The organism is Streptomyces sp. WG7, from assembly GCF_049975785.1.
Taxonomy (GTDB): domain Bacteria; phylum Actinomycetota; class Actinomycetes; order Streptomycetales; family Streptomycetaceae; genus Streptomyces.
In genome coordinates, this window is sequence record NZ_JBNGGE010000050.1 from 39859 (window position 1) to 56763 (window position 16905).

The following is a 16905-nucleotide window of genomic DNA, read 5'->3' on the forward strand; positions in this document are numbered from 1 at the left end:
AACGTCCTCGGCGCTGGGGGTCCGGTACCGCGAAGTGCACTGCTTATTGCTCCCGTTCCGTCGTCGTTCCCGCGAGGCGGGTCGTGCAGGGAGATTGCGTCAGCGACGTACGACTAGCCAGCTTGCCTTGCTCTATGCGAACGAATCGCGGAGTGTCTGAAATTCGGCACCGGAGGGACGTCTTCGCCTTCTGACCGACTGGTGAAGATCATCGAAAAACGCCTGCCACATTCCTGGCGGGCTGCTGATCAAAGCTTGATCAGCCATGCTGCACACCACCGAGCCATGTCGCGAAGTACTGGGTGGAAGGAGCCGAAGAGCGCCTCCCGCAGCGAAGATTAAGCCAGGAAGCCGAGGTTCCCCTTTGAGGCCTTGCGCCAACAAGCTGGACTGTGCAAGTGTCTTGAGAGTTCTGGCGCACCCCGTAATCATCGCGCCGTGGCAGATTACGCATAGCCCCCTCTGGAGCACGTTCACGCGGGTGCTCCACCGCCGCCGGCTGCGCCCTATTCGAAGCAGCGGCAAAGTCCTGGAAGACGTGGCGCGTCTCTGCAGAACACCACGCCCTATTTCTTTCAAAGGCCCCACCGAATAACCGAAAGGTCGTCATGAACGACACCCCCATGCCGCACGTCACTCTGCGCGCCCCTCGCCCGGCGGACGCTCCTGCGGTCTGGCGAATGGTGCGCGACTCTGACATCCTCGACACGAATAGCTTGTACTACTACCACCTCTGGTTCCGGGACTTCGCCGGGACGTCTGTGGTCGCCGAGTCCAGTGACGGCCGGATCATTGGCTTCGTCACCGCCTATATCCGTCCTTCGTGCCCCGATACTCTGATGGCCTGGCAGTCGGCTGTCGATCCCGGTCACCGCGCTCCGGGCCTGGCTGTGCGAATGATGCACGAGCTGGCCGACCGGGCCGCCGGCTATGGGGTCACCTGCGTGGAGGCCACGGTCAACCCCGGCAACCGCGCGGTCGCCTTGATGCTGCGCAGGTTCGCCCACGAACGCGGCCTCGACATCTACACCGAAGTTCTCTTCGCTGCTGAGGACTTCGCCGGTGACGAGGGACACCACGCCCATCCCTCGGAGGTGCTGTACCGCATGACTCCCGCCGTACCGGCCCGGATCCCGGCCGTCCCCGCGGTCGCGGCGCACGCGCGATGAGCGATGCGCCCTTCCACGTCGCGGTGGAGGACGGACTCGCCCTCGTCACCGTAGTCGGCAGCGGCACAGGGAACGCGCTCGGCGGCTCCTTCTGGGAGGAGCTGTACGCCTTCATGGAAGGCGTCCGCCGACGCGCCGATATCCGCGCCATCGCCCTCACCGGCGCGGACGGGACGTTCTCCGTGGGCATGGACCTGCGCTGGTATGTCGTACGTTTGCGGCGGGCCCAGCGCTCGGGGGACCTATCCTTCATGGACGCGGACGTGCGCCTCCTCCAGCGGGCGGTGAGCGCCGTCGCCGACTGCCCCAAACCCGTCGTCGCGCTCATCGAGGGCGAGTGCACCGGGGCCGCCCTTGAACTGGCCGGCGCCTGCGACATCCGCTACGCCACCGGCACCGCCCGGTTCGCCTTGCCGGAGGCCGAGCTGGGCGTCGTCGCCGACCTCGGCGGGCTGCAACGGCTGCCTCGGCTGATTAACCAAGGACACCTACGGGAGCTGGCGTTCACCGGCCGCACCATTGACGCGGCCCGGGCGCTGCGCATTGGCTTGGTCAACGACCTGTACCTGGACGCGGCGGCCCTGCGCCGGGCGGTCCGTGAACTGACCGATGACCTGTGCCGGCATCCCGCCCACGTTATGGAGGGCATCAAGCGCACCCTCGATCTCGCCCACCAGGAGGGCACGCGACGCGGTCTCGACTACTGCGCCCGCTGGAACACCGTCCACACGGGACCCGACGGCCTGGGTCAGGCCATGGCCGCCCGGCTACGGCGCCCGGCCGCGATCGGCGACGAGGACCACCTCCAGAGCACGGCCACCCCCTGAAACGCGCGGTCCCGCCGGCCAGCCCGGCGCCCGGTGTCCCTCGGCAGGTAGCCCTCACGGCATCGATCTCAAGGAGGGAGGCACATGAACGAATCCGCCGCGGTGCGACCGCGGCCGTACCCCGTCCTAGTCAGCGGACTAGCCCCGCGCTTCGCACTCATGATGTGCGATCCGCGCGTCGCCCCTGCTCTGCGCATGTCCTGCGTAGAGGACACGATCGAGACGCACTACCCCGAGAGCTACATCAACTGCCACCTGCTGCGGCTGCCAGCCCGCGGTCTCCTGTTGTGTTCCTTCCGTGTCACCCACCTTGCCCCCGACGGCTCGCCCGAGGAGTGCCACCGTATGGACCTCGTGCTCGACGGCCCGACCGGGTCCTCCGCGCAGCGCGAAGCTGTCCTGCGCCGGATCTACGCCTTCCGGTGCGCGGCCACCGCCACTCGTGTCCGGCTCGCCACCCGCGTCCTTCGGCCCGACCACTCCCTACGCCACCAGCCCGTCCGGACCGCGGGGTTGTTTGGTTCGAGGTTCAGGTGTTGCGCCAGTTCGGAGTGAATTCACTGGTGAGTCGTCGGCTTATGAGGTCGATCATCGCGACGCGGATCATGGCTTCGGATCTGTGAGGGTGGGTCTCGTAGTGGCGGGCGAGCCGGCGGTGGGTGCATCAGCCAGCCGGAGGTCCGCCGTCGTCATGCCCCCACCGTACGGACGCACGCCGGGACACCGACGAACGGTGTGACCTGTGCGGGCACCGGCCTCTGTCCACAGGCTCCCCATGGCCGACTGAATGGCATGAGCGATCACGAGCAGCAGCAGTCGGCCCCGCGCCGCGGCAAGGTTTTGGAGGCCCTCGCACGGGCGGAGCGGAAGGTCTTCACCCGGCCCGCGCCGAAATCCGCAAAGGCACAGATGAAATTCCTCCTCACGCGGGCGAAGGGATCCACCAAGGCCCTAGCGGAGCGCCTGGGCGCCTCGCGCCGCACGGTGGAGCGCTACCGCGCCGGGAAGCTGACAACCCCGCAGAAGCGCCTCCAGGCTGCCCTAGTGGAGGAGACAGAATCCGAGTGGCAACCGCAGGTCAGAGCACAGGCGCGACAGCAGGCGGCCACCTCCACCGGCATGATGGTGGACGTGACGGCCTACTTCGGATTCACCTGCAAGGACAGCTCGGATGACGGCCGGGAGCGCAGCATCACCACGGCGATCTCACCCACCTACGCGAAGCAGATACTCGAACTCCAGGATGCCGGTGCGACGGAGGAAGACCTGCATCCGATCGTCGCTGAGGCGATCACGGAGTCGTATTTCACGGATTGGGGCACCCGTGCCGCTGGCCTGCGCGCGGATTTCACGCACGTCTCGAAAATAGAGTTCCGGTTCTTACCCGGCTGAATTCAAGACCTGCTAGAAACGTTTCCGGCGGGCCGCCGTACAGCGCTCTGGCGGCGGCCCGCTCCCAAATCCGCACCACGAATTGAGGCCGACGATGACCACGCCCTGGCCGCCCCGGCGCACCGCTCGCCATCCGGATCCGGTCGCCCCGCGCGTCGCCGCGCCCCGCGAGCCGGTCGACCCGGCCCGCATCGGCCGCCGCGTCGTACGGCGCCGGGCGAAGGCGATGGACGCCGGCGCCGTCGCGGCGGCCCTCGAGGACGCGCGGTTCGACGCGCGGCAGGACTCCCGATTCGAGGATCTGGCCGACAATGTCCGCGGCCGGGTGGAGCTGGCGGAGTGGGAGCGGATCGATCAGCTGCTCGCCGCCGCGCCGTCGGGCACCGACTACGACCCGGACACCGACGACGTCGTCCGTGCCGAGCTCGCCGCCGAAGCCGCGGCCGCCGCTGCCCAGGAAGCCGAGCTGCGCGAAGCTGCCCGGGTCGCGGCACGTGCCGACGAGCTCCAGGCGCTGCGCGAGGCCGGCACCCTGGAGCAGTCCGAGCCCCGCGACGGCGACGAAGCCGCACGCGACGAACTGACCCGGCGAGCCGGCGGGTACGTCCAGGCCGACGTCGACGCCTGGCTCGCCCGCTCCCTGGCCACGCACCTCGGGCACTACCGCGGCTCCGCCGCCCGCGAGGCCGCCGCTGGTCCTCGCGCACGCCGCGCTGCTCGCCGAACTCGCCCGCCTGGTCCCCAACGCCGACGTCGACGAGCTGGCGTTCCCGGCCCGGCTCTCCACCAGCGAGCCCGACGCCGCCGGAGCCCTCGCCGCGTTCTCGCCCGCGTCGGGGGAGCCGCACAGGAATGAGTCGCAGCCAGGGGCCGGGTGCCGTGGTTCGGGAAGAGCACGACGACCGGCCGTCACCCTCGTCCGCGACCGGCGTTGTGCCGGACATGGACTGGACGCAGCTGCTCAAGGACCTCGCCATCGCGGTGGAGGTGCGCAACTGCAGGGTGGCAAGCCTGCGTGCCGCCGGTTCCACCGTGGCTGAACTGACGGCGCAGGCCCTCGCGGCCGGCGCCCCGGGGTCGCCCCTGCGCCGGATCCTGGCCGGGATGGAACCGCTGGTCGAACACGAGCGGCCGCATGTGTGCGGACAGAGCCCCGTCGTCCCGCCGGGCCGCCCGGCGCTGCCGCAGCAGCCCGTGGGCGCGGCCCCGGTGATCCGCCAGCCGCTGTCGGCGAACGACGCCTTCGGTGACTCCCTGCCGGTCCGGTACTCGCTGGAGGAGGCGTGGGAGAAGGGCATCCTGCCGTGGAAGGCGCCCACGGCGCGCACCTACATGCGAAGGCGCTCCCCGGAGCGCGGCACCCCGGTGCCCGAAGGCAAGCTGGAGGGGCAGACCGTCCGGTACACCGAGGACGAACTGACGATCTGGCGTGCGGCCTGGGAGAAGCAGGCCGACCCCACCGGCCGACCGCCCGCGCGCCCGGAATGCGCGTCACGTTGACGCAGGGTGAGCATGACAGGAGTGTCACGCTCACCCCGAAAAGTGTCACGCCCGGTGTCACGCCGCCGCAAAAATGCCCCTATTTGTCCTTGTCTGAAAGCTTGTAGGGGCCTCCAGGCTGATTTTCGAGCCGGGGAGCGTGACAGCCGGATCGGGCTCACGCACGCACGGGGGCAGCACGGAAAGTAGTCGCGGGCCGGGTTCTTCCGGACTGCTCCCCGGCCTGGTTGCCCGGCGATACCGTGGTGAGCAACGCCAGTTCTGCCCTCTGGAGCCCTCGATGAGCGAACAGCCGGCTTCCGGCGACACCGCCCGGCAGCAGTTGGAGCCCGCGGCCGCCGACGCGGTCCGCGCGTACGCGGCCAAGACCCGCGCCGACGCCGACCGGTTCGCCGCCGTCCTGGAGGACATCGCCACCAACGGCCTGCCCGACCCCGAGCAGTGCACCCCGTGGGAGGAGCTGCGCGAGGCCCACCTCGCCCGCCTCGCCCGGCAGCGCCCGGCCGTCGCCTGATGGCCCCGCAGCACGGCCCCCGCCGCGCCCGGATCGCGTTCTCCGACTCCGCCGCCAAGCAGCTGGAGAACCTGACCAGCGAGGCGGAGATCCACGCCCTGGACCGCGCCCTGGTCGTCGTCTCCGTCGACCCCGACGTCGGCGAGCCGATCCCCGGCAGCGCCGCCGGCCCCCAGCTGCGCGAGTACGCCGACGAAGTCGAGCGCGTCCGACTCCTGTACTGGGTGACGGCTCTGCGGAAGATCATTATCTTGGGTTCGGACGCCTTTACTGCAGTTCAGAGCCCCGTGTCTGCGTGAGGGACGTAAGGCATGTAGGTGGTGCGAGGTGAGCCCATGGAAGTCGGGCTCTGGTTACTCATAGACGGTGGCTGCTTGGAGCGCGCGGGCGATGAAGGTCCAGTCACCGCCTGCCGGAAGCTCTTTGCCGAAGTTCTGATAGAAGCCTGGAGAGTCGTGCACCCACGCGGCTAGGGCTTCCAGGAATGTGGCGAGTGTGTTGTTCTCCCACGCATCGCCTTGCTGCAGGAAGTCCTGGTGCAGCTGACGGACGAAAGCGGCCAGCTCCTCGCGGCTGCGGATCTCATCATCTGGAGTAAGGGACATGCAGGTCCTGCCCTTCCTGTACGGCTCGGGAGCCAACGGCAAGTCCGTCCTCCTGGAGGTGATGACCGACCTCCTCGGCGACTACGCGACCGCCGCACCTCCCGGATTCCTGATGGAGAAGGGCAAGTTCGCCGAGCACAGCACTGAGCTGACGGAACTGCACGGACGACGCATTGTCGTCTGCTCCGAACTCAAGCCGAACGACAAGTTCAACGAGGCCCGAGTCAAGCTGCTCACAGGCGGAGACACCATCACAGCCCGCCGCATGCGCCAGGACTTCTTCACCTTCGCCCCCACCCACAAACTTTGGCTGCTCGGCAACCACCGACCCGAGGTCGGCACCGGAGGCCACGCGTTCTGGCGCCGCATGCGCCTCATCCCCTTCGAACGCCGCGTCCCCGACGAACGCAAGATCGACAACCTAGCTGAAGAACTCGTCGCGCAAGAAAGCCCCGGCATCCTCCAGTGGCTTATCGAAGGAGCCCAGCATTACCTCGAACGCCGAGACCCGCTCACCGGACCCACCTCCGTGCGCATCGCGACGGCAGCATACGAAGCCACCGAAGACCACGTCGGACGCTTCCTCACCGAACGCTGCACCACAGGCCCCGACCAGCGCGCGGAGCAGAAACTTCTGTATGAGGCCTACGGACGCTGGTGCGCGGACGAAGGCATCCGCGCCGGCACCCCCCGAGCTTTCGCCAGCCGCATCCGTCAGGAACTAGGCCTGTCCTCACCCTCGGAAATGATCAAAAACAACGGGACCAAGCTGTACCCGGGGCTCGCCCTGCAGCCCGACGACGGACAGGACACCCCATGACGCTCGCCGGCCACCTCGGAGCCTTCACCGTCCGCCCGTACGATGGAACCCGCTCGCCCGTGCGACCCCACCGTCGCCGCGGCGAAGAGCACCACACGAAAGCCACAAAAGCAGGCCACCGCCCGGCCGCCCACACACAGGAGGTCTCATGAGCGCGATGCCGAAGGAAGGCGATCTCGCCCAGGAGGCCGAGATCGTGTGGCTCGAAGACCCCACGGACCTCGACTACGTCCGCCAAGCCCTCGACAAGGTCAACACCCGCAAGGGCAAGCCCCGCTACGAGCGCGACGGCCGACTCATCGGCTACTCCAACCTCAACGCCAACGCTCCACGCAGCGCCGACAGCGGCCTGTTCACCCGCCGTACCTTCTACCTGCTGCCGCACGACCGCCCCAACCAGCCAGATGACCCCGACGGCCCCTACAACGTCGGCTCCCCGCTCGAGGCCGTCGATCCCCGCACTCTCCGACCCGGCAAAGTCGGAGAGAAGACCACACGGTCCCAGGCCACAGCACAGACCGTCCCGACTGCTTCCTGACCCGGCTCAATGCGACGGCGGGCAGACTGCTTTCGCTCAGGGCGCCGGCACGGCTTCGGCTGCCCCGACCGTAGGCCGGACCAGGGTAGGTCAGGAGTACTTGAGATCTCTCTGGACTCGGCGCGAGAAGGTCATGGCGTGGAGGGATTGTCCGTGAGGTGCAGGAGGCGGCCGACGGCGTCGTGGTGCTCGTAGGGGCGGAAGGCCGGGGCCAGGCGCTGGACGAGCTGTTCGCAGCGGGGTGCGTGGGTGCGGCGGGCGAGTTCCAGTGCGGCGGTGGCGGCGTGCGCGGCGGGTTCGACGTCTCGGTGGGCGAGGTGGCTGGCGGCCTGGTAGGCGAGGAAGATGCCGCGGGTTTTGTCCCGGGTGGCGGGCAGCAGGTGTTCCCCTTGGGTGAGGAGTTGCTGGGCGGGGCGGGTGTCGCCGAGGTCGAGTAGTGTCTGGCCGGTGTCGACGGCGAGGTCGGCCTCGGACATCCACGTGCACCAGGCGGGCCGGTCGGTCCCGGCCCGGTTGAGGTCGTGTTCGGCTGCGTGCAGGGCGCGGAGTGCTGCCCGGCGGGCTGGGGTGGGTGAGGCGGCGAGGCTGCGGGCGAGGCGCAGGTTCAGCAGGCTGCGGGCGGCGGGGTGACGGGACCTGGTCAGGGCGTGGGTGAGGAGGTCTTGGGCGAGGGTGTGGTCTTGGCGCCAGGCGGCTTGGTAGGCGAGGTCGGATATGAGTCCGGCGCTGCGGTCGGTGTCGCCGAGGGCGTGGGTGTTGTGGAGGGCCGCTATCCAGTGCCGGGCCGCGCGGGGGTGGGCGCCGTGGTCGAAGTGGCGCCAGGCGAGGGTGTGGGCGAGGTCGGCGGCCAGGCTGTGCAGCCGTCGGAGGGTGGCGGGGCGGTGGCCGCCGGCTTCCAGCATGTCGGTGACGGTGGTGAGGTGGGCGGTGAGCAGCCCGGTGGTGTGCCGTGTGTGGGCTGGTCCGGCGGCGGACAGGCGATCGGCGGAAGCGCGTAGCAGGCCGACGAGGTCCTCGCCGGCGTCGGGTTGGCCAGCGCTTCCGGCGAGGGACGGCACGGGGCGGGCCGAGGCCCATTGCCCGGCGAGGCCGGTCAGCCCGGCACTCGTGATGGTGAGGAAGGTGCGGCGTTCCACGGGGGTGAGGGCCTCTCGCAGGGCGGGCACGGCGCTGTGCGGGGTGAGCGGGACGACTCCGTCGGGGGTGCGGGGGAGCCAGTGCGGCCAGGGCAGGACGAGAGCCTCGGGCGACAGGCCGAGGGCTTCGGCGAGGTAGCACTGGGAGTCGGCATCGGGGGTGGTGCCCCGCTCCCACTTGCGTATCCGGGGACGGTCGCATCCGGAGCGCAGCCCGCGGCGGGCGGCGGCTTGGCGGACCCGGGCGGCCAGGGCCGTCTGGGAGAGGCCGCGGGCGCGGCGGGCGGCGGTCAGCGGGTGAGGATCCCTGTCGTCCACCTGTTCAGGGTGTCACCGGACCCGCACGGGTGGTGACGGTTTGGGCTGAGCGGGACTCCCCCGGGACTCCCTGTGCCGACGGGCAGGGGTGTCCATGCTCAAGGTGGCGGGCCGGTCGGTCCGCGCCTGAGGTGAACCGGCAGAAGGGCGACATGCCATGACGGAACATCACGACAGCTCGACCACGGGCGGGGGGCCGGAAGGTCTGGAAGGGGCGACGGTCCTGGTGACGGGCGGCGCGGGGCTGATCGGTTCCCGGATCGTACGCCGCCTGGTCGAGCTCGGGGCCCGCCCGCTCGCCCTGTGCACGATGGACGCCTACCCACCCGAGGTCTACCGGGAGCTGTTCCGCATCGATCCCGGCCACGTCGTGACCGGCGACATCCGCGATGCCGCGCTCGTGACCCGGCTGATGCGCGAGGCCGACTTCGTCGTGCACGCCGCCGCGCTCGCCGACGTGGCTGCCTGCACGCGGCTGCCCCAGGACGCCATCGACCACAACGTGAGCGGGACCCAGACCGTCCTGTCCGCGGCCGCCGCCTCCCGCCGCCTGAAGCGGCTGGTGTTCGTGTCGTCGGCGTCGGTGTACGGCAACGGCAACCCCGACGACTGGGCCGGCCCCGACGACGAGCACCGCAGCACGCGGGAACTGCTGGCCAGCGTCTACGGGCGCATGCCGCCCCGCTTCGGGGAGGAGCGGGCGCTGCGGCCGCTGTCGGTGTACGCCAACACCAAGGCCTTCGGCGAGAGGCAGACCGAACTGGTCCTGTGCCCCGCCGGGATCTCCTACAGCGTGGTGCGCTACTTCTCCGTCTACGGCCAGCCACAGGTCATCAAGCCCGGCAGCCACTCGTGGGTGGTGGCCTGGTTCGCGGCCCGCGCCGCGGCCGGGCTCCCGCTGCACCTCAACGGCGGCGGCCACCAGGTCCGCGACTTCGTCCACGTCGACGACATCGCGGAGGGCACCCTGCACGCCCTGACCGCGCGCGCCGCGCACAGGAAGACCGTGAACATCGGCACCGGACGCCCCACCACGATCCGCATGGTCGCCGACCTGGTCACCGGGCACTTCCCCGGCACCCGCGTGGTCGAGACCTCGATGCCGCCGGGCGATCCGCTGGGCGGCTGCGCCGGCACCGCCCTGATGCAACGGGTCCTAGGCTGGCAGCCCAGGATCAGCATCGACGACGGGGTCGCGCAGTATGTGCGCTGGCTGACGTCCACACCCGCCGCCCTGCCCGGCTGGCTGCACCAGGAAGCCAGGCAGAGCGCCTAGATGACCGGTGGGCGGCCCAGCCGCGTCATCCGGGCCACGGTCGCCCACCGCATCGGCCTACGCGGCCCGCCCGACGCCCGGACCCCCTCGGCAAACCCTGCCGCCCACGCCCGCAGCCCGCCCCACGACCGCGTCCGCACCACCGTCAGCACGGTCCACACCCCGAGGTAGGCCGGGACCAGCAGGGCTGGCAGATGCCGCTTGGCCAGCCACACCCGGTTGCGGGCCGTCATCCGGTAGTAGACCGCATGACGGGCCGGTGACGTCCAGGGGTGCTGCAGCAGCAGCGACGGCTCGTACACCACCCGCCATCCGTCATCCAGTGCCCGCCAGGCGAGATCGGTCTCCTCGTGCGCGAAGAAGAACGCGTCCGGCCAGCCGCCGATCCGGTCCAACATCCGCATCGACAGCGCATGCCCACCCCCCAGGAATGTCGTCACCTCACCGCCGCGCAGCGGGTCCTTCGACCGCAGCCGCGGCACATGCCGGCGCTGAGTGCGGCCGCGCTCGTCGGCGATCCGGAACGACACGACCCCCAGCCGATCGTCGGCCCCGTACATCGAGGCCAGCTTCGCGAACACGCCGGTGTCCACGAGCAGTCCGTCGTCGTCCAGGTCGACGACGACGTCCACGTCCCCGCACGCCCGCAGGTGCTCGATGGCCACATTCCGGCCGCCGGACACCCCCAGGTTCTCCTCCAGCTCCACCCCGTCCACGCCCGCGGGCAGCGCCGGCAGCACACAGCCGTTACCGACCACCACGATCCGTGCCGCCGGCAGCGTCTGCCCGGCCACCGACTCCAGCAGCGACCGCAATGCGGCGGGCCGGTTGCCCATGGTCAGGATTGCGATCCCCAAGCGTGGATGACTCACAGATGAACTCCGATCGACTTCCCGACCGCCGCAGCCTATCGGCCCGCCCACCCGCTCAGGACCACACGGACAGGAGACCGCCGCCGTGACCACGCCCCCCTTCCTCCAGCTCGGGGACTACCTCACCAACCCGGCCGACCCCGCCCTCGCCGACACCCCATACGCCCGTCTCGCCGCCTGCGATCTCGCCGCATGGCTCACCCAATGGCCCGACCTCCACGCGCAGGCCCTGAAGAACCTCGCCCGCCGCATCCACCCGACCGCCCGGATCCACCCCACCGCGATCATCGGCGAAGACGTCATCATCGGCGCCGGTGCACACGTCTGGGAATTCACCACCGTCCGCGGCCACACCCTCCTCGCCCCCGGAGTGAGCGTCGGATTCAACTGCGAGATCACCAACACCTACCTCGGCGCCGGCACCGTCCTGGGCCACCGCATCGGCCTCAACCGCACCCTCGTGGGCGACCACGCCCACCTCTCCGCCGACGTCATGGCCGCAGCCATCCACCTCACCGCCGACATGACCCGCCCCGACCGCGACACGTTCCTCCGGCTGCCCGACGGCCTCTACCCCTGCCGCACCCCCCGCTTCGGAGCCCTCATCGGCGACCGCGTCCAGACCGGCAGCCGCATCACCCTCGGACCGGGGACCGCCATCGGCCGCGACTGCCACATCCACTCCCACACCGCGATCGCACCGACCACAGTCGTTCCCGACCACCACACCATCACCCCCACCGACCGCCCCACCCACCACGCCCGCCCGCGCCGCACCTGACCGGCCGAATACGGCATGACGACAGGCTCGTTGAGCCGGCCACCGTGAGGAAGAATGCGATGCACGGCTTCGAGACGGGCCGAACAGTGGGACCCAACGGTGCTCGTGTGGCTGGACGAGGCGTGACCCCGCATGCCGTCATCCAGGGATCACACTCAACCGCGACACGTGCAGGAACGGTGCGCCGCGCCGGTTCCGGTATGACCATTGCACCCACACGGGCGGCGCACTCGGGAAACCGCTGATCGCGCCCCGACCTGGGCCGCTATCAACGGCTCATGCTCAAAGCTGCGTTGCGTGGCCTGGCCGCCGCCTCTCTCGCTGTTCTGTCCCTCACCGTCTCCCCGCCTGCCCAGGCGGCGGAGACCCTCCCGCTGGCCGATGCCGTCGCCGCCCTGCCGCTGGGGAAAGAGTCCCGCGACGGCTACACCCGGGATGCCTTCCGCCACTGGAACGCCGGCGCCAACCCCTCCGACGGCTGCAACACGCGCGCCGAAGTCCTGATCTCCGAAGCCGTTGAACCGCCAGCCGTCGGACCCGGTTGCCGTCTGTCGGGCGGGCAGTGGTGGTCGTACTACGACCAGGTCTGGGTGACGTCCGCCTCCGGCCTCGACATTGATCACATGGTGCCCCTTGCTGAGAGTTGGGACAGCGGGGCGTCGGCGTGGTCGGCGCAGCGTCGTGAGGCGTACGGCAACGACCAGGGCTCCGAGGCCAGCCTGGTGGCGGTCACCGCGCGTTCGAACCGGTCGAAGGCCGACCAGGACCCGGCCCAGTGGCTGCCGCCGGCCGCCGAGGTGCACTGCCGGTACGTCGCCGAGTGGGTGGGCACGAAACTCCGCTGGACGCTGACGGCCGACGCGGCCGAGGTGGCCGCCCTGCATGAGGTGGCGGCCGGCTGCCCGGACCAGAGTGTGACGTACGAGCCGGTCCCGTCATCGGTGGGGTGAGGCAGTGCACGCGAACAAGGAGAGGCTCATGGCCGAAGCACGACGGACACGACTGCGGATTGCCACGGTCACGGCCGCGCTCACGGCCGCCGGCGGGCTGCTGCTGGCGACCGCGGCGCCTGCGAGTGCGGAAGTGAAGTCGACCTGCGGCACCTATATCTGTGTCGCCACCGCTTACCAGGGCCGCGACTACGTCCAGGACGTCACCGTCACCACGCGGGACGGTCTGCCGGGGACGCTGCGGGCGTTCGTCGGCGACTACCGGGGGAGCAAGGCGAACGTCTCGCGGTGGCGGTTCGTCGTCAACCGGGACATCAGGGCTTACCCGAGGCTGGCCGTCTGCGGCGGCCTGGATCGCGGTGGCCGGGTCATCGAGAACCACTGTGTGATGATCCCCTGAAACCCCTGCGGGCCGCTCGTCTCACCACCACGGGCCCTGGGGGATCTGCCATGACGTCCCCGGGGCCCGCTGTATGGAGTTGCCCCCGTCCAACGAAGTCACGAGGCGCGGCGTTTCGCAGGCACTACTGCACCTCCAGCATCCCGGCGATAGCCCGAGCTGCCTTTGAAGGAAGCCACTCGCAGCCGTGCAGCACGCCTTCCCTCGACCGCGGGGGAGGGCGTGCCGCACGATGCGGTGGCCGTGTCGGTAGGGTCCACCGGCACGGCCAGGGGGTGTCAGTGGCGGCCGCCGCGGCGGTGGCCCCAGGAGGTGTCGTCGATGAAGCGGCCGTGGTCGTTGCGGAGGGTGGCGGTGTCGGAGCGGTTGTCCCAGACGTAGTTGCGGCGGTCCTGGTAGACGTCGGTGCGGGTGTCGCGGCCCTGGCCGGTGTGGACGCGGACGGTGGAGCGTCCGGCGAGGCGGTAGTCGTGGAAGGTGTAGCGGTGGCCGTCCTAGTCCCGGAGGGTCCAGCCGTCGAGGTTGACGGCGCGGCGGGTGTTGTTGGTGATTTCCACCCACTCGCGGTTGAGGGAGCGGTTCGGTCGTCGCGGCCCGGGGAGTTGTACTGGACGTCGCTGATCTCCACGTTCGGGCGGGGTGCCCGGTGGTGGTCGGCTGCGGTGGCTGGCACCGCGAGGGTCGCGGTCAGTGCGCCGACGGTCAGGGCGGCGGCGGTCAGGCGGCGGGTGGTGAAGGGCTTCGGCACAGGTTCCCCCTGCTGGGTGCGGGCATCACCGACGGCGCGGCACGAAGGCCGCAGGATCCGGGTGGTGCGTGGGGTGTGCGCTGACGGTCGGCGGCGCAACCACACCCTGCCCACGCCGTGACCGGTACGTGGAGGCGGCGTGAGCGCTGTTACCGATTCCCCATCCTGCCGTGACGCTCGCCTGTGACACCCATCTATGCACCGAATGCACCAGATTGATGCGTCCTCACGATCGGAGCCCGCTCCAGTACGGGCCTCGCGGCCCGGAGCGCCAGGTCACGCCACCCCAGTCGCTGGGCAGCGTTCACCCGATCGTGAGTAACGGAGTCTCGGGCCTCTACTGGCGGCGGATGTGAAGAAGTCCCGCCCCGGACGTTGCCGGGGCGGGACTGGGTGGAGCGCCGGGCAGGCCTTGCACCTGCATTTCCCCGCAGGAAGCGGGGCGTCTTTCCTTAGACGACCAACGCACAGCAGACGGCCGCCGAAGCGACCTGCCTCACAAGATCAACTATAAGGGCAACCCGCACCCCCGCGCACATCGGACGACAGGGTTGAGGGGAACCGCCCCCCGGTGTTCCAGCAGACCCCCGTCTACGACCGCATCGTCGCCGAACGCGGCGACGTCCCTGTCCAGGTCCGCAGTGAAGCCGACCGGATCCACCGCGACCTGGCCCAGGTATTGCGCCAGACATCCACCTCCCTGCCGAAGGCATCACGGAACGTCTTCGAGCCCAAGACCCCTCCCGGCGCCCCGTGATCGTCGCGCAGGCGTCCGCGCCTCCGGCAGCGGCAAAGACCACCACGCAGTCGACAAAGGCTCGCTGAGCGGCGCCTCGGCAATCGTTTCGGCTCGGCAGGAGTCATCCCTGTCGGGGCCCCGCTCCTTGGCCAACGGAGACGAGGGCCAAGGAGCGCCGTGGGGGTACGCAGGGCAGCGAAAGGCGTCGGCGACTTCCTGATCGACATGGTGGGAGAAGCAGTCGCCGAGGTGGTCCTCAGTCTGCTCGCCTGCGTACTGCTGGGCTGTCTGGTTCTGATCGCCTACCTGAGCTGGTCCGCGAGTCCACGCTTCACCCTCGCGGGGGCCGGACTGCTCAGCTGCTTCCTCGCCCACGGCGCCTGGCAGACCTTCCGCACGCCTGCCAAGGGCCGCCGTCGGGGCCTTGCCGCCCTGACCGCTGCCGCCTTCACCGGGGCCGCCATGACGACCCTCTTCGTGCTGCTCTACGCCCCAGGGCTGCGACCGCCTGTGAGGCTGCTCCGCGGGCCAGATGTGCATGCACGCGATGCCGTGTTTAACGAAGCCGCGCCGAGCCGGTTATCCCGCGCCCGCAGCCTGCCGGTCGGGGAGGTCATGAGCCACTCCATGGCGTCGGCAGCTCTCATGGGCCTGCTGCGAACCGTCGCGCACAACCTGGCCGGGCTCGACCTGCCCCTCAGGAGGTGATACAACACCTGGACGAGCAGCCCCGGCCCCCGCCGTCCGGCCTGCTGTACCTGGGCGGGCGGGCGGAAGTGCTGCAGGTGCCAGCCGGCGGCCCGATCGGCGTGGGCGGCGTGGACTTTGAGGCCGGGGAGCTGGACGCTCCGGCCGGCGCGACCCTGCTGCTCTACATGGACGGCCTGGTCGAGTCCCGCCTGCGGGATGTGTGGGCCGGCGTAGAGCAGCTGCGGGAGCGTCTGGCCGCGACCGCGCGGCTCACCGGCCCGGACCGTACGTCGCCCCTGGAAGCCCTGTGCGACGAGGTGCTGGACATGCTCGAGCCTCGCGACTGCGGCCGTCGGACCGGAGATCACCACGGCCTGTCTGGCCAACCCCGCGGGCTGCGCCGAGGTCGTGGCAGAGATCGGGACGGGCGGCGCCGCGGGCGGAAGCATGCCATCCGGCTCCGCGTACGGCGGTGCCGCTAACGCCGCCAACGGGGCCCGTCTCGGGAAGCAACTGGAGTACGAGGCAGATGCGGCAGCGGCGTCCAAGCTGTTCACTACGGACGGAGACCTCACTGTGGAGACCATCGCGTGTTCCACGAAGATTCAGCAGGGGACCCAAATGAAGAACGAGCACTTGAAGGAGTACTTCGCGGCGCACGGCGGAGCCGAACAGTGGGGCAAGTACGCCACCCCCCCGCCTCAACATTCCGGGAGGCCAGGGAACGTTCGACATCCACTTCTACCGAAACGAAGTGAGCGGAGAGATCTACTACTACGACTACAAGGTGAAGCTGGGCGGGGGTGAGCGAAGGTGAGAGTCCGCTATCTGGGCGTCCCGGACACGCCGCCCGACCCGCTCGACGGCAGGTACCACTTCACCCCGGGGCAGGAATACGTTGTACTTGAACTCCATGTCCGCAGCGACGGATCCTCCTCCCTGCGCATCGAGCACTCGCCGCGCGACCTCGCCGGTCTGTACGGCGGGAAGTACTTCGAGCAGGTGTCCGATGTCATTCCGTCCCAGTGGAGCGTGGAAATTCATCCCCGGGGCGGGCTGAGCATGGGACCGAAGCAGTGGATCGAGGGGACTGGGAGCGCATGATGGAGCGCGATCCGGAAGCGGAAGCCGCCTTTGCGGCGGTCCGTGATGCGATCCTGGCGGAGGATCCGATCGCCTGATCCAGCGACCTCCGCGCCCGGTGCGGACGTCCCTTCGTGGACGCCCACACCGGGCATCCCCATTGTCACCGCTGGCGACGGTGGGCTTGCTTGAACCCGTCCCGCGATGTGGGGCGTCGGACGAGGGGGCAAGCGGCCCGCGGCCATCGCCGACCGCCTCACCTTCGGCGGCACATCATCGCGACCGGAACCGACTCCTACCGCCTCGCCATCACCCGTGCCCGCGCCGAACAGCAGGCCACGGCCGGCTGAGCTCCCCCGCAGTGTGGTGTGAGGTCTCGGGACTTTGTTGACAAATTCGACTCACGAGATTGTTGACGGGCTCAGGAGTTACTGGACGGGCCCGGTTACGTAGAGGGCGGAAGCATGGTTTCTGACAACAAGGGGCTGTTCAACTCCGACCTCACGCTCGGGGACCTGAGGAACATCTTCTATGGTGCGATGACGGA

General features: G+C 69.8%; 18 protein-coding genes and 5 pseudogenes. 18 read left to right on the top strand and 5 right to left on the bottom strand.

Features of this window, described 5'->3' with window-relative positions; translation table 11 throughout:
- The first annotated feature begins 608 nt into the window (after positions 1–608).
- The 3 genes from ectA to ACP4J0_RS32535 all read left to right on the top strand — a co-directional run bounded on the left by ectA (position 609) and on the right by ACP4J0_RS32535 (position 2551).
- Positions 609–1169, top strand: coding sequence for a diaminobutyrate acetyltransferase (ectA, locus tag ACP4J0_RS32525; protein WP_426602313.1), 561 nt, complete (start codon positions 609–611; stop codon positions 1167–1169).
- The gene (locus ACP4J0_RS32530; protein ID WP_426602314.1) at positions 1166–1996 is read left to right on the top strand and encodes an enoyl-CoA hydratase-related protein; all 831 of its coding nucleotides are present in this window, start codon (positions 1166–1168) and stop codon (positions 1994–1996) included. Before ectA ends, ACP4J0_RS32530 begins: the two co-directional genes overlap by 4 nt.
- A gap of 84 nt (positions 1997–2080) precedes the next feature.
- Positions 2081–2551 carry a hypothetical protein gene (locus ACP4J0_RS32535; protein WP_426602315.1) on the top strand — a complete coding sequence of 157 codons (471 nt, stop codon included), beginning with the start codon at positions 2081–2083 and terminating at the stop codon, positions 2549–2551.
- On the opposite strand, the pseudogene ACP4J0_RS32540 reads toward ACP4J0_RS32535, so the two are convergent.
- A pseudogene (locus ACP4J0_RS32540) lies at positions 2526–2679 on the bottom strand (IS5 family transposase); the annotation flags it as partial. The gene ACP4J0_RS32535 and the pseudogene ACP4J0_RS32540 overlap by 26 nt on opposite strands.
- A 109-nt stretch (positions 2680–2788) precedes the next feature.
- On the opposite strand from ACP4J0_RS32540, the gene tpg reads away from it, so the two are divergent.
- The 5 genes from tpg to ACP4J0_RS32565 all read left to right on the top strand — a co-directional run bounded on the left by tpg (position 2789) and on the right by ACP4J0_RS32565 (position 5701).
- Positions 2789–3388: a telomere-protecting terminal protein Tpg gene (gene tpg, locus ACP4J0_RS32545; RefSeq protein ID WP_426602316.1), complete on the top strand. Its 600-nt coding sequence runs from the start codon at positions 2789–2791 to the stop codon at positions 3386–3388.
- 94 nt (positions 3389–3482) lie between these two features.
- The gene (locus ACP4J0_RS32550; protein ID WP_426602317.1) at positions 3483–4244 is read left to right on the top strand and encodes a hypothetical protein; all 762 of its coding nucleotides are present in this window, start codon (positions 3483–3485) and stop codon (positions 4242–4244) included.
- A gap of 86 nt (positions 4245–4330) precedes the next feature.
- Complete coding sequence (locus ACP4J0_RS32555) at positions 4331–4888, top strand: hypothetical protein (protein WP_426602318.1); 558 nt, start codon at positions 4331–4333, stop codon at positions 4886–4888.
- A gap of 280 nt (positions 4889–5168) precedes the next feature.
- A complete protein-coding gene (locus tag ACP4J0_RS32560; protein WP_426602319.1) occupies positions 5169–5402 on the top strand; it encodes a hypothetical protein in 234 nt (77 codons plus the stop codon).
- On the top strand, positions 5402–5701 hold the full coding sequence (locus ACP4J0_RS32565) for a hypothetical protein (protein WP_426602320.1): 300 nt from the start codon (positions 5402–5404) through the stop codon (positions 5699–5701). Before ACP4J0_RS32560 ends, ACP4J0_RS32565 begins: the two co-directional genes overlap by 1 nt.
- 54 nt (positions 5702–5755) lie before the next feature.
- Here the strand turns inward: ACP4J0_RS32565 and ACP4J0_RS32570 are convergent, their stop codons facing one another.
- Complete coding sequence (locus tag ACP4J0_RS32570) at positions 5756–6007, bottom strand: DUF7660 family protein (protein WP_426602321.1); 252 nt, start codon at positions 6005–6007, stop codon at positions 5756–5758.
- Between ACP4J0_RS32570 and ACP4J0_RS32575 the strand changes: the two are divergent.
- Both ACP4J0_RS32575 and ACP4J0_RS32580 read left to right on the top strand, forming a co-directional pair.
- A pseudogene (locus ACP4J0_RS32575) lies at positions 6003–6827 on the top strand (DNA primase family protein); the annotation flags it as partial. The gene ACP4J0_RS32570 and the pseudogene ACP4J0_RS32575 overlap by 5 nt on opposite strands.
- A 148-nt stretch (positions 6828–6975) precedes the next feature.
- On the top strand, positions 6976–7365 hold the full coding sequence (locus tag ACP4J0_RS32580; RefSeq protein WP_426602322.1) for a DUF6009 family protein: 390 nt from the start codon (positions 6976–6978) through the stop codon (positions 7363–7365).
- Between the two features lie 131 nt (positions 7366–7496).
- On the opposite strand, the gene ACP4J0_RS32585 is transcribed toward ACP4J0_RS32580, so the two are convergent.
- Positions 7497–8819: a helix-turn-helix domain-containing protein gene (locus ACP4J0_RS32585; RefSeq protein ID WP_426602323.1), complete on the bottom strand. Its 1323-nt coding sequence runs from the start codon at positions 8817–8819 to the stop codon at positions 7497–7499.
- A 157-nt stretch (positions 8820–8976) separates the two neighbouring features.
- Here ACP4J0_RS32585 and ACP4J0_RS32590 point away from each other — a divergent pair, with 157 nt between their 5' ends.
- Positions 8977–10095, top strand: a complete 1119-nt coding sequence (locus tag ACP4J0_RS32590) for an NAD-dependent epimerase/dehydratase family protein (protein ID WP_426602324.1) — start codon at positions 8977–8979, stop codon at positions 10093–10095.
- Here ACP4J0_RS32590 and ACP4J0_RS32595 read toward each other — a convergent pair.
- Positions 10092–10967: a glycosyltransferase family 2 protein gene (locus ACP4J0_RS32595; protein ID WP_426602325.1), complete on the bottom strand. Its 876-nt coding sequence runs from the start codon at positions 10965–10967 to the stop codon at positions 10092–10094. The genes ACP4J0_RS32590 and ACP4J0_RS32595 overlap by 4 nt on opposite strands.
- An 85-nt stretch (positions 10968–11052) precedes the next feature.
- Here ACP4J0_RS32595 and ACP4J0_RS32600 point away from each other — a divergent pair, with 85 nt between their 5' ends.
- The 3 genes from ACP4J0_RS32600 (at position 11053) to ACP4J0_RS32610 (ending at position 13098) form a co-directional block, all read left to right on the top strand.
- Positions 11053–11748 carry a transferase gene (locus tag ACP4J0_RS32600; RefSeq protein WP_426602326.1) on the top strand — a complete coding sequence of 232 codons (696 nt, stop codon included), beginning with the start codon at positions 11053–11055 and terminating at the stop codon, positions 11746–11748.
- Between the two features lie 278 nt (positions 11749–12026).
- Positions 12027–12698 (top strand): HNH endonuclease family protein, encoded by a 672-nt coding sequence (locus tag ACP4J0_RS32605; RefSeq protein WP_426602327.1) that lies wholly within the window; start codon positions 12027–12029, stop codon positions 12696–12698.
- Positions 12699–12726: 28 nt separating this feature from the next.
- Complete coding sequence (locus ACP4J0_RS32610) at positions 12727–13098, top strand: hypothetical protein (RefSeq protein WP_426602328.1); 372 nt, start codon at positions 12727–12729, stop codon at positions 13096–13098.
- Positions 13099–13376: 278 nt separating this feature from the next.
- On the opposite strand, the pseudogene ACP4J0_RS32615 reads toward ACP4J0_RS32610, so the two are convergent.
- A pseudogene (locus ACP4J0_RS32615) lies at positions 13377–13804 on the bottom strand (lamin tail domain-containing protein).
- 613 nt (positions 13805–14417) lie between these two features.
- Here ACP4J0_RS32615 and ACP4J0_RS32620 point away from each other — a divergent pair.
- The 4 genes and pseudogenes from ACP4J0_RS32620 to ACP4J0_RS32635 form a co-directional block, all read left to right on the top strand.
- Entirely contained in the window at positions 14418–14603 is a 186-nt protein-coding gene (locus tag ACP4J0_RS32620) for a hypothetical protein (RefSeq protein ID WP_426602329.1), read from the top strand.
- Positions 14604–15080: 477 nt separating this feature from the next.
- Positions 15081–15619, top strand: a pseudogene (locus tag ACP4J0_RS32625) (PP2C family protein-serine/threonine phosphatase); the annotation flags it as partial.
- A 469-nt stretch (positions 15620–16088) separates the two neighbouring features.
- Complete coding sequence (locus ACP4J0_RS32630) at positions 16089–16379, top strand: hypothetical protein (RefSeq protein ID WP_426602330.1); 291 nt, start codon at positions 16089–16091, stop codon at positions 16377–16379.
- 216 nt (positions 16380–16595) lie between these two features.
- A pseudogene (locus ACP4J0_RS32635) lies at positions 16596–16708 on the top strand (IS21-like element helper ATPase IstB); the annotation flags it as partial.
- Between the last annotated feature and the right edge of the window lie 197 nt (positions 16709–16905).

Excerpts from the sequence above, each read along its gene's own strand:
- ectA (WP_426602313.1), top strand. The coding sequence starts at position 609 with ATGAACGACACCCCCATGCCGCACGTCACTCTGCGCGCCCCTCGCCCG.
- ACP4J0_RS32530 (WP_426602314.1), top strand. The coding sequence starts at position 1,166 with ATGAGCGATGCGCCCTTCCACGTCGCGGTGGAGGACGGACTCGCCCTC.
- ACP4J0_RS32535 (WP_426602315.1), top strand. The coding sequence starts at position 2,081 with ATGAACGAATCCGCCGCGGTGCGACCGCGGCCGTACCCCGTCCTAGTC.
- tpg (WP_426602316.1), top strand. The coding sequence starts at position 2,789 with ATGAGCGATCACGAGCAGCAGCAGTCGGCCCCGCGCCGCGGCAAGGTT.
- ACP4J0_RS32550 (WP_426602317.1), top strand. The coding sequence starts at position 3,483 with ATGACCACGCCCTGGCCGCCCCGGCGCACCGCTCGCCATCCGGATCCG.
- ACP4J0_RS32555 (WP_426602318.1), top strand. The coding sequence starts at position 4,331 with ATGGACTGGACGCAGCTGCTCAAGGACCTCGCCATCGCGGTGGAGGTG.
- ACP4J0_RS32560 (WP_426602319.1), top strand. The coding sequence starts at position 5,169 with ATGAGCGAACAGCCGGCTTCCGGCGACACCGCCCGGCAGCAGTTGGAG.
- ACP4J0_RS32565 (WP_426602320.1), top strand. The coding sequence starts at position 5,402 with ATGGCCCCGCAGCACGGCCCCCGCCGCGCCCGGATCGCGTTCTCCGAC.
- ACP4J0_RS32570 (WP_426602321.1), bottom strand. The coding sequence starts at position 6,007 with ATGTCCCTTACTCCAGATGATGAGATCCGCAGCCGCGAGGAGCTGGCC.
- ACP4J0_RS32580 (WP_426602322.1), top strand. The coding sequence starts at position 6,976 with ATGAGCGCGATGCCGAAGGAAGGCGATCTCGCCCAGGAGGCCGAGATC.
- ACP4J0_RS32590 (WP_426602324.1), top strand. The coding sequence starts at position 8,977 with ATGACGGAACATCACGACAGCTCGACCACGGGCGGGGGGCCGGAAGGT.
- ACP4J0_RS32605 (WP_426602327.1), top strand. The coding sequence starts at position 12,027 with ATGCTCAAAGCTGCGTTGCGTGGCCTGGCCGCCGCCTCTCTCGCTGTT.
- ACP4J0_RS32610 (WP_426602328.1), top strand. The coding sequence starts at position 12,727 with ATGGCCGAAGCACGACGGACACGACTGCGGATTGCCACGGTCACGGCC.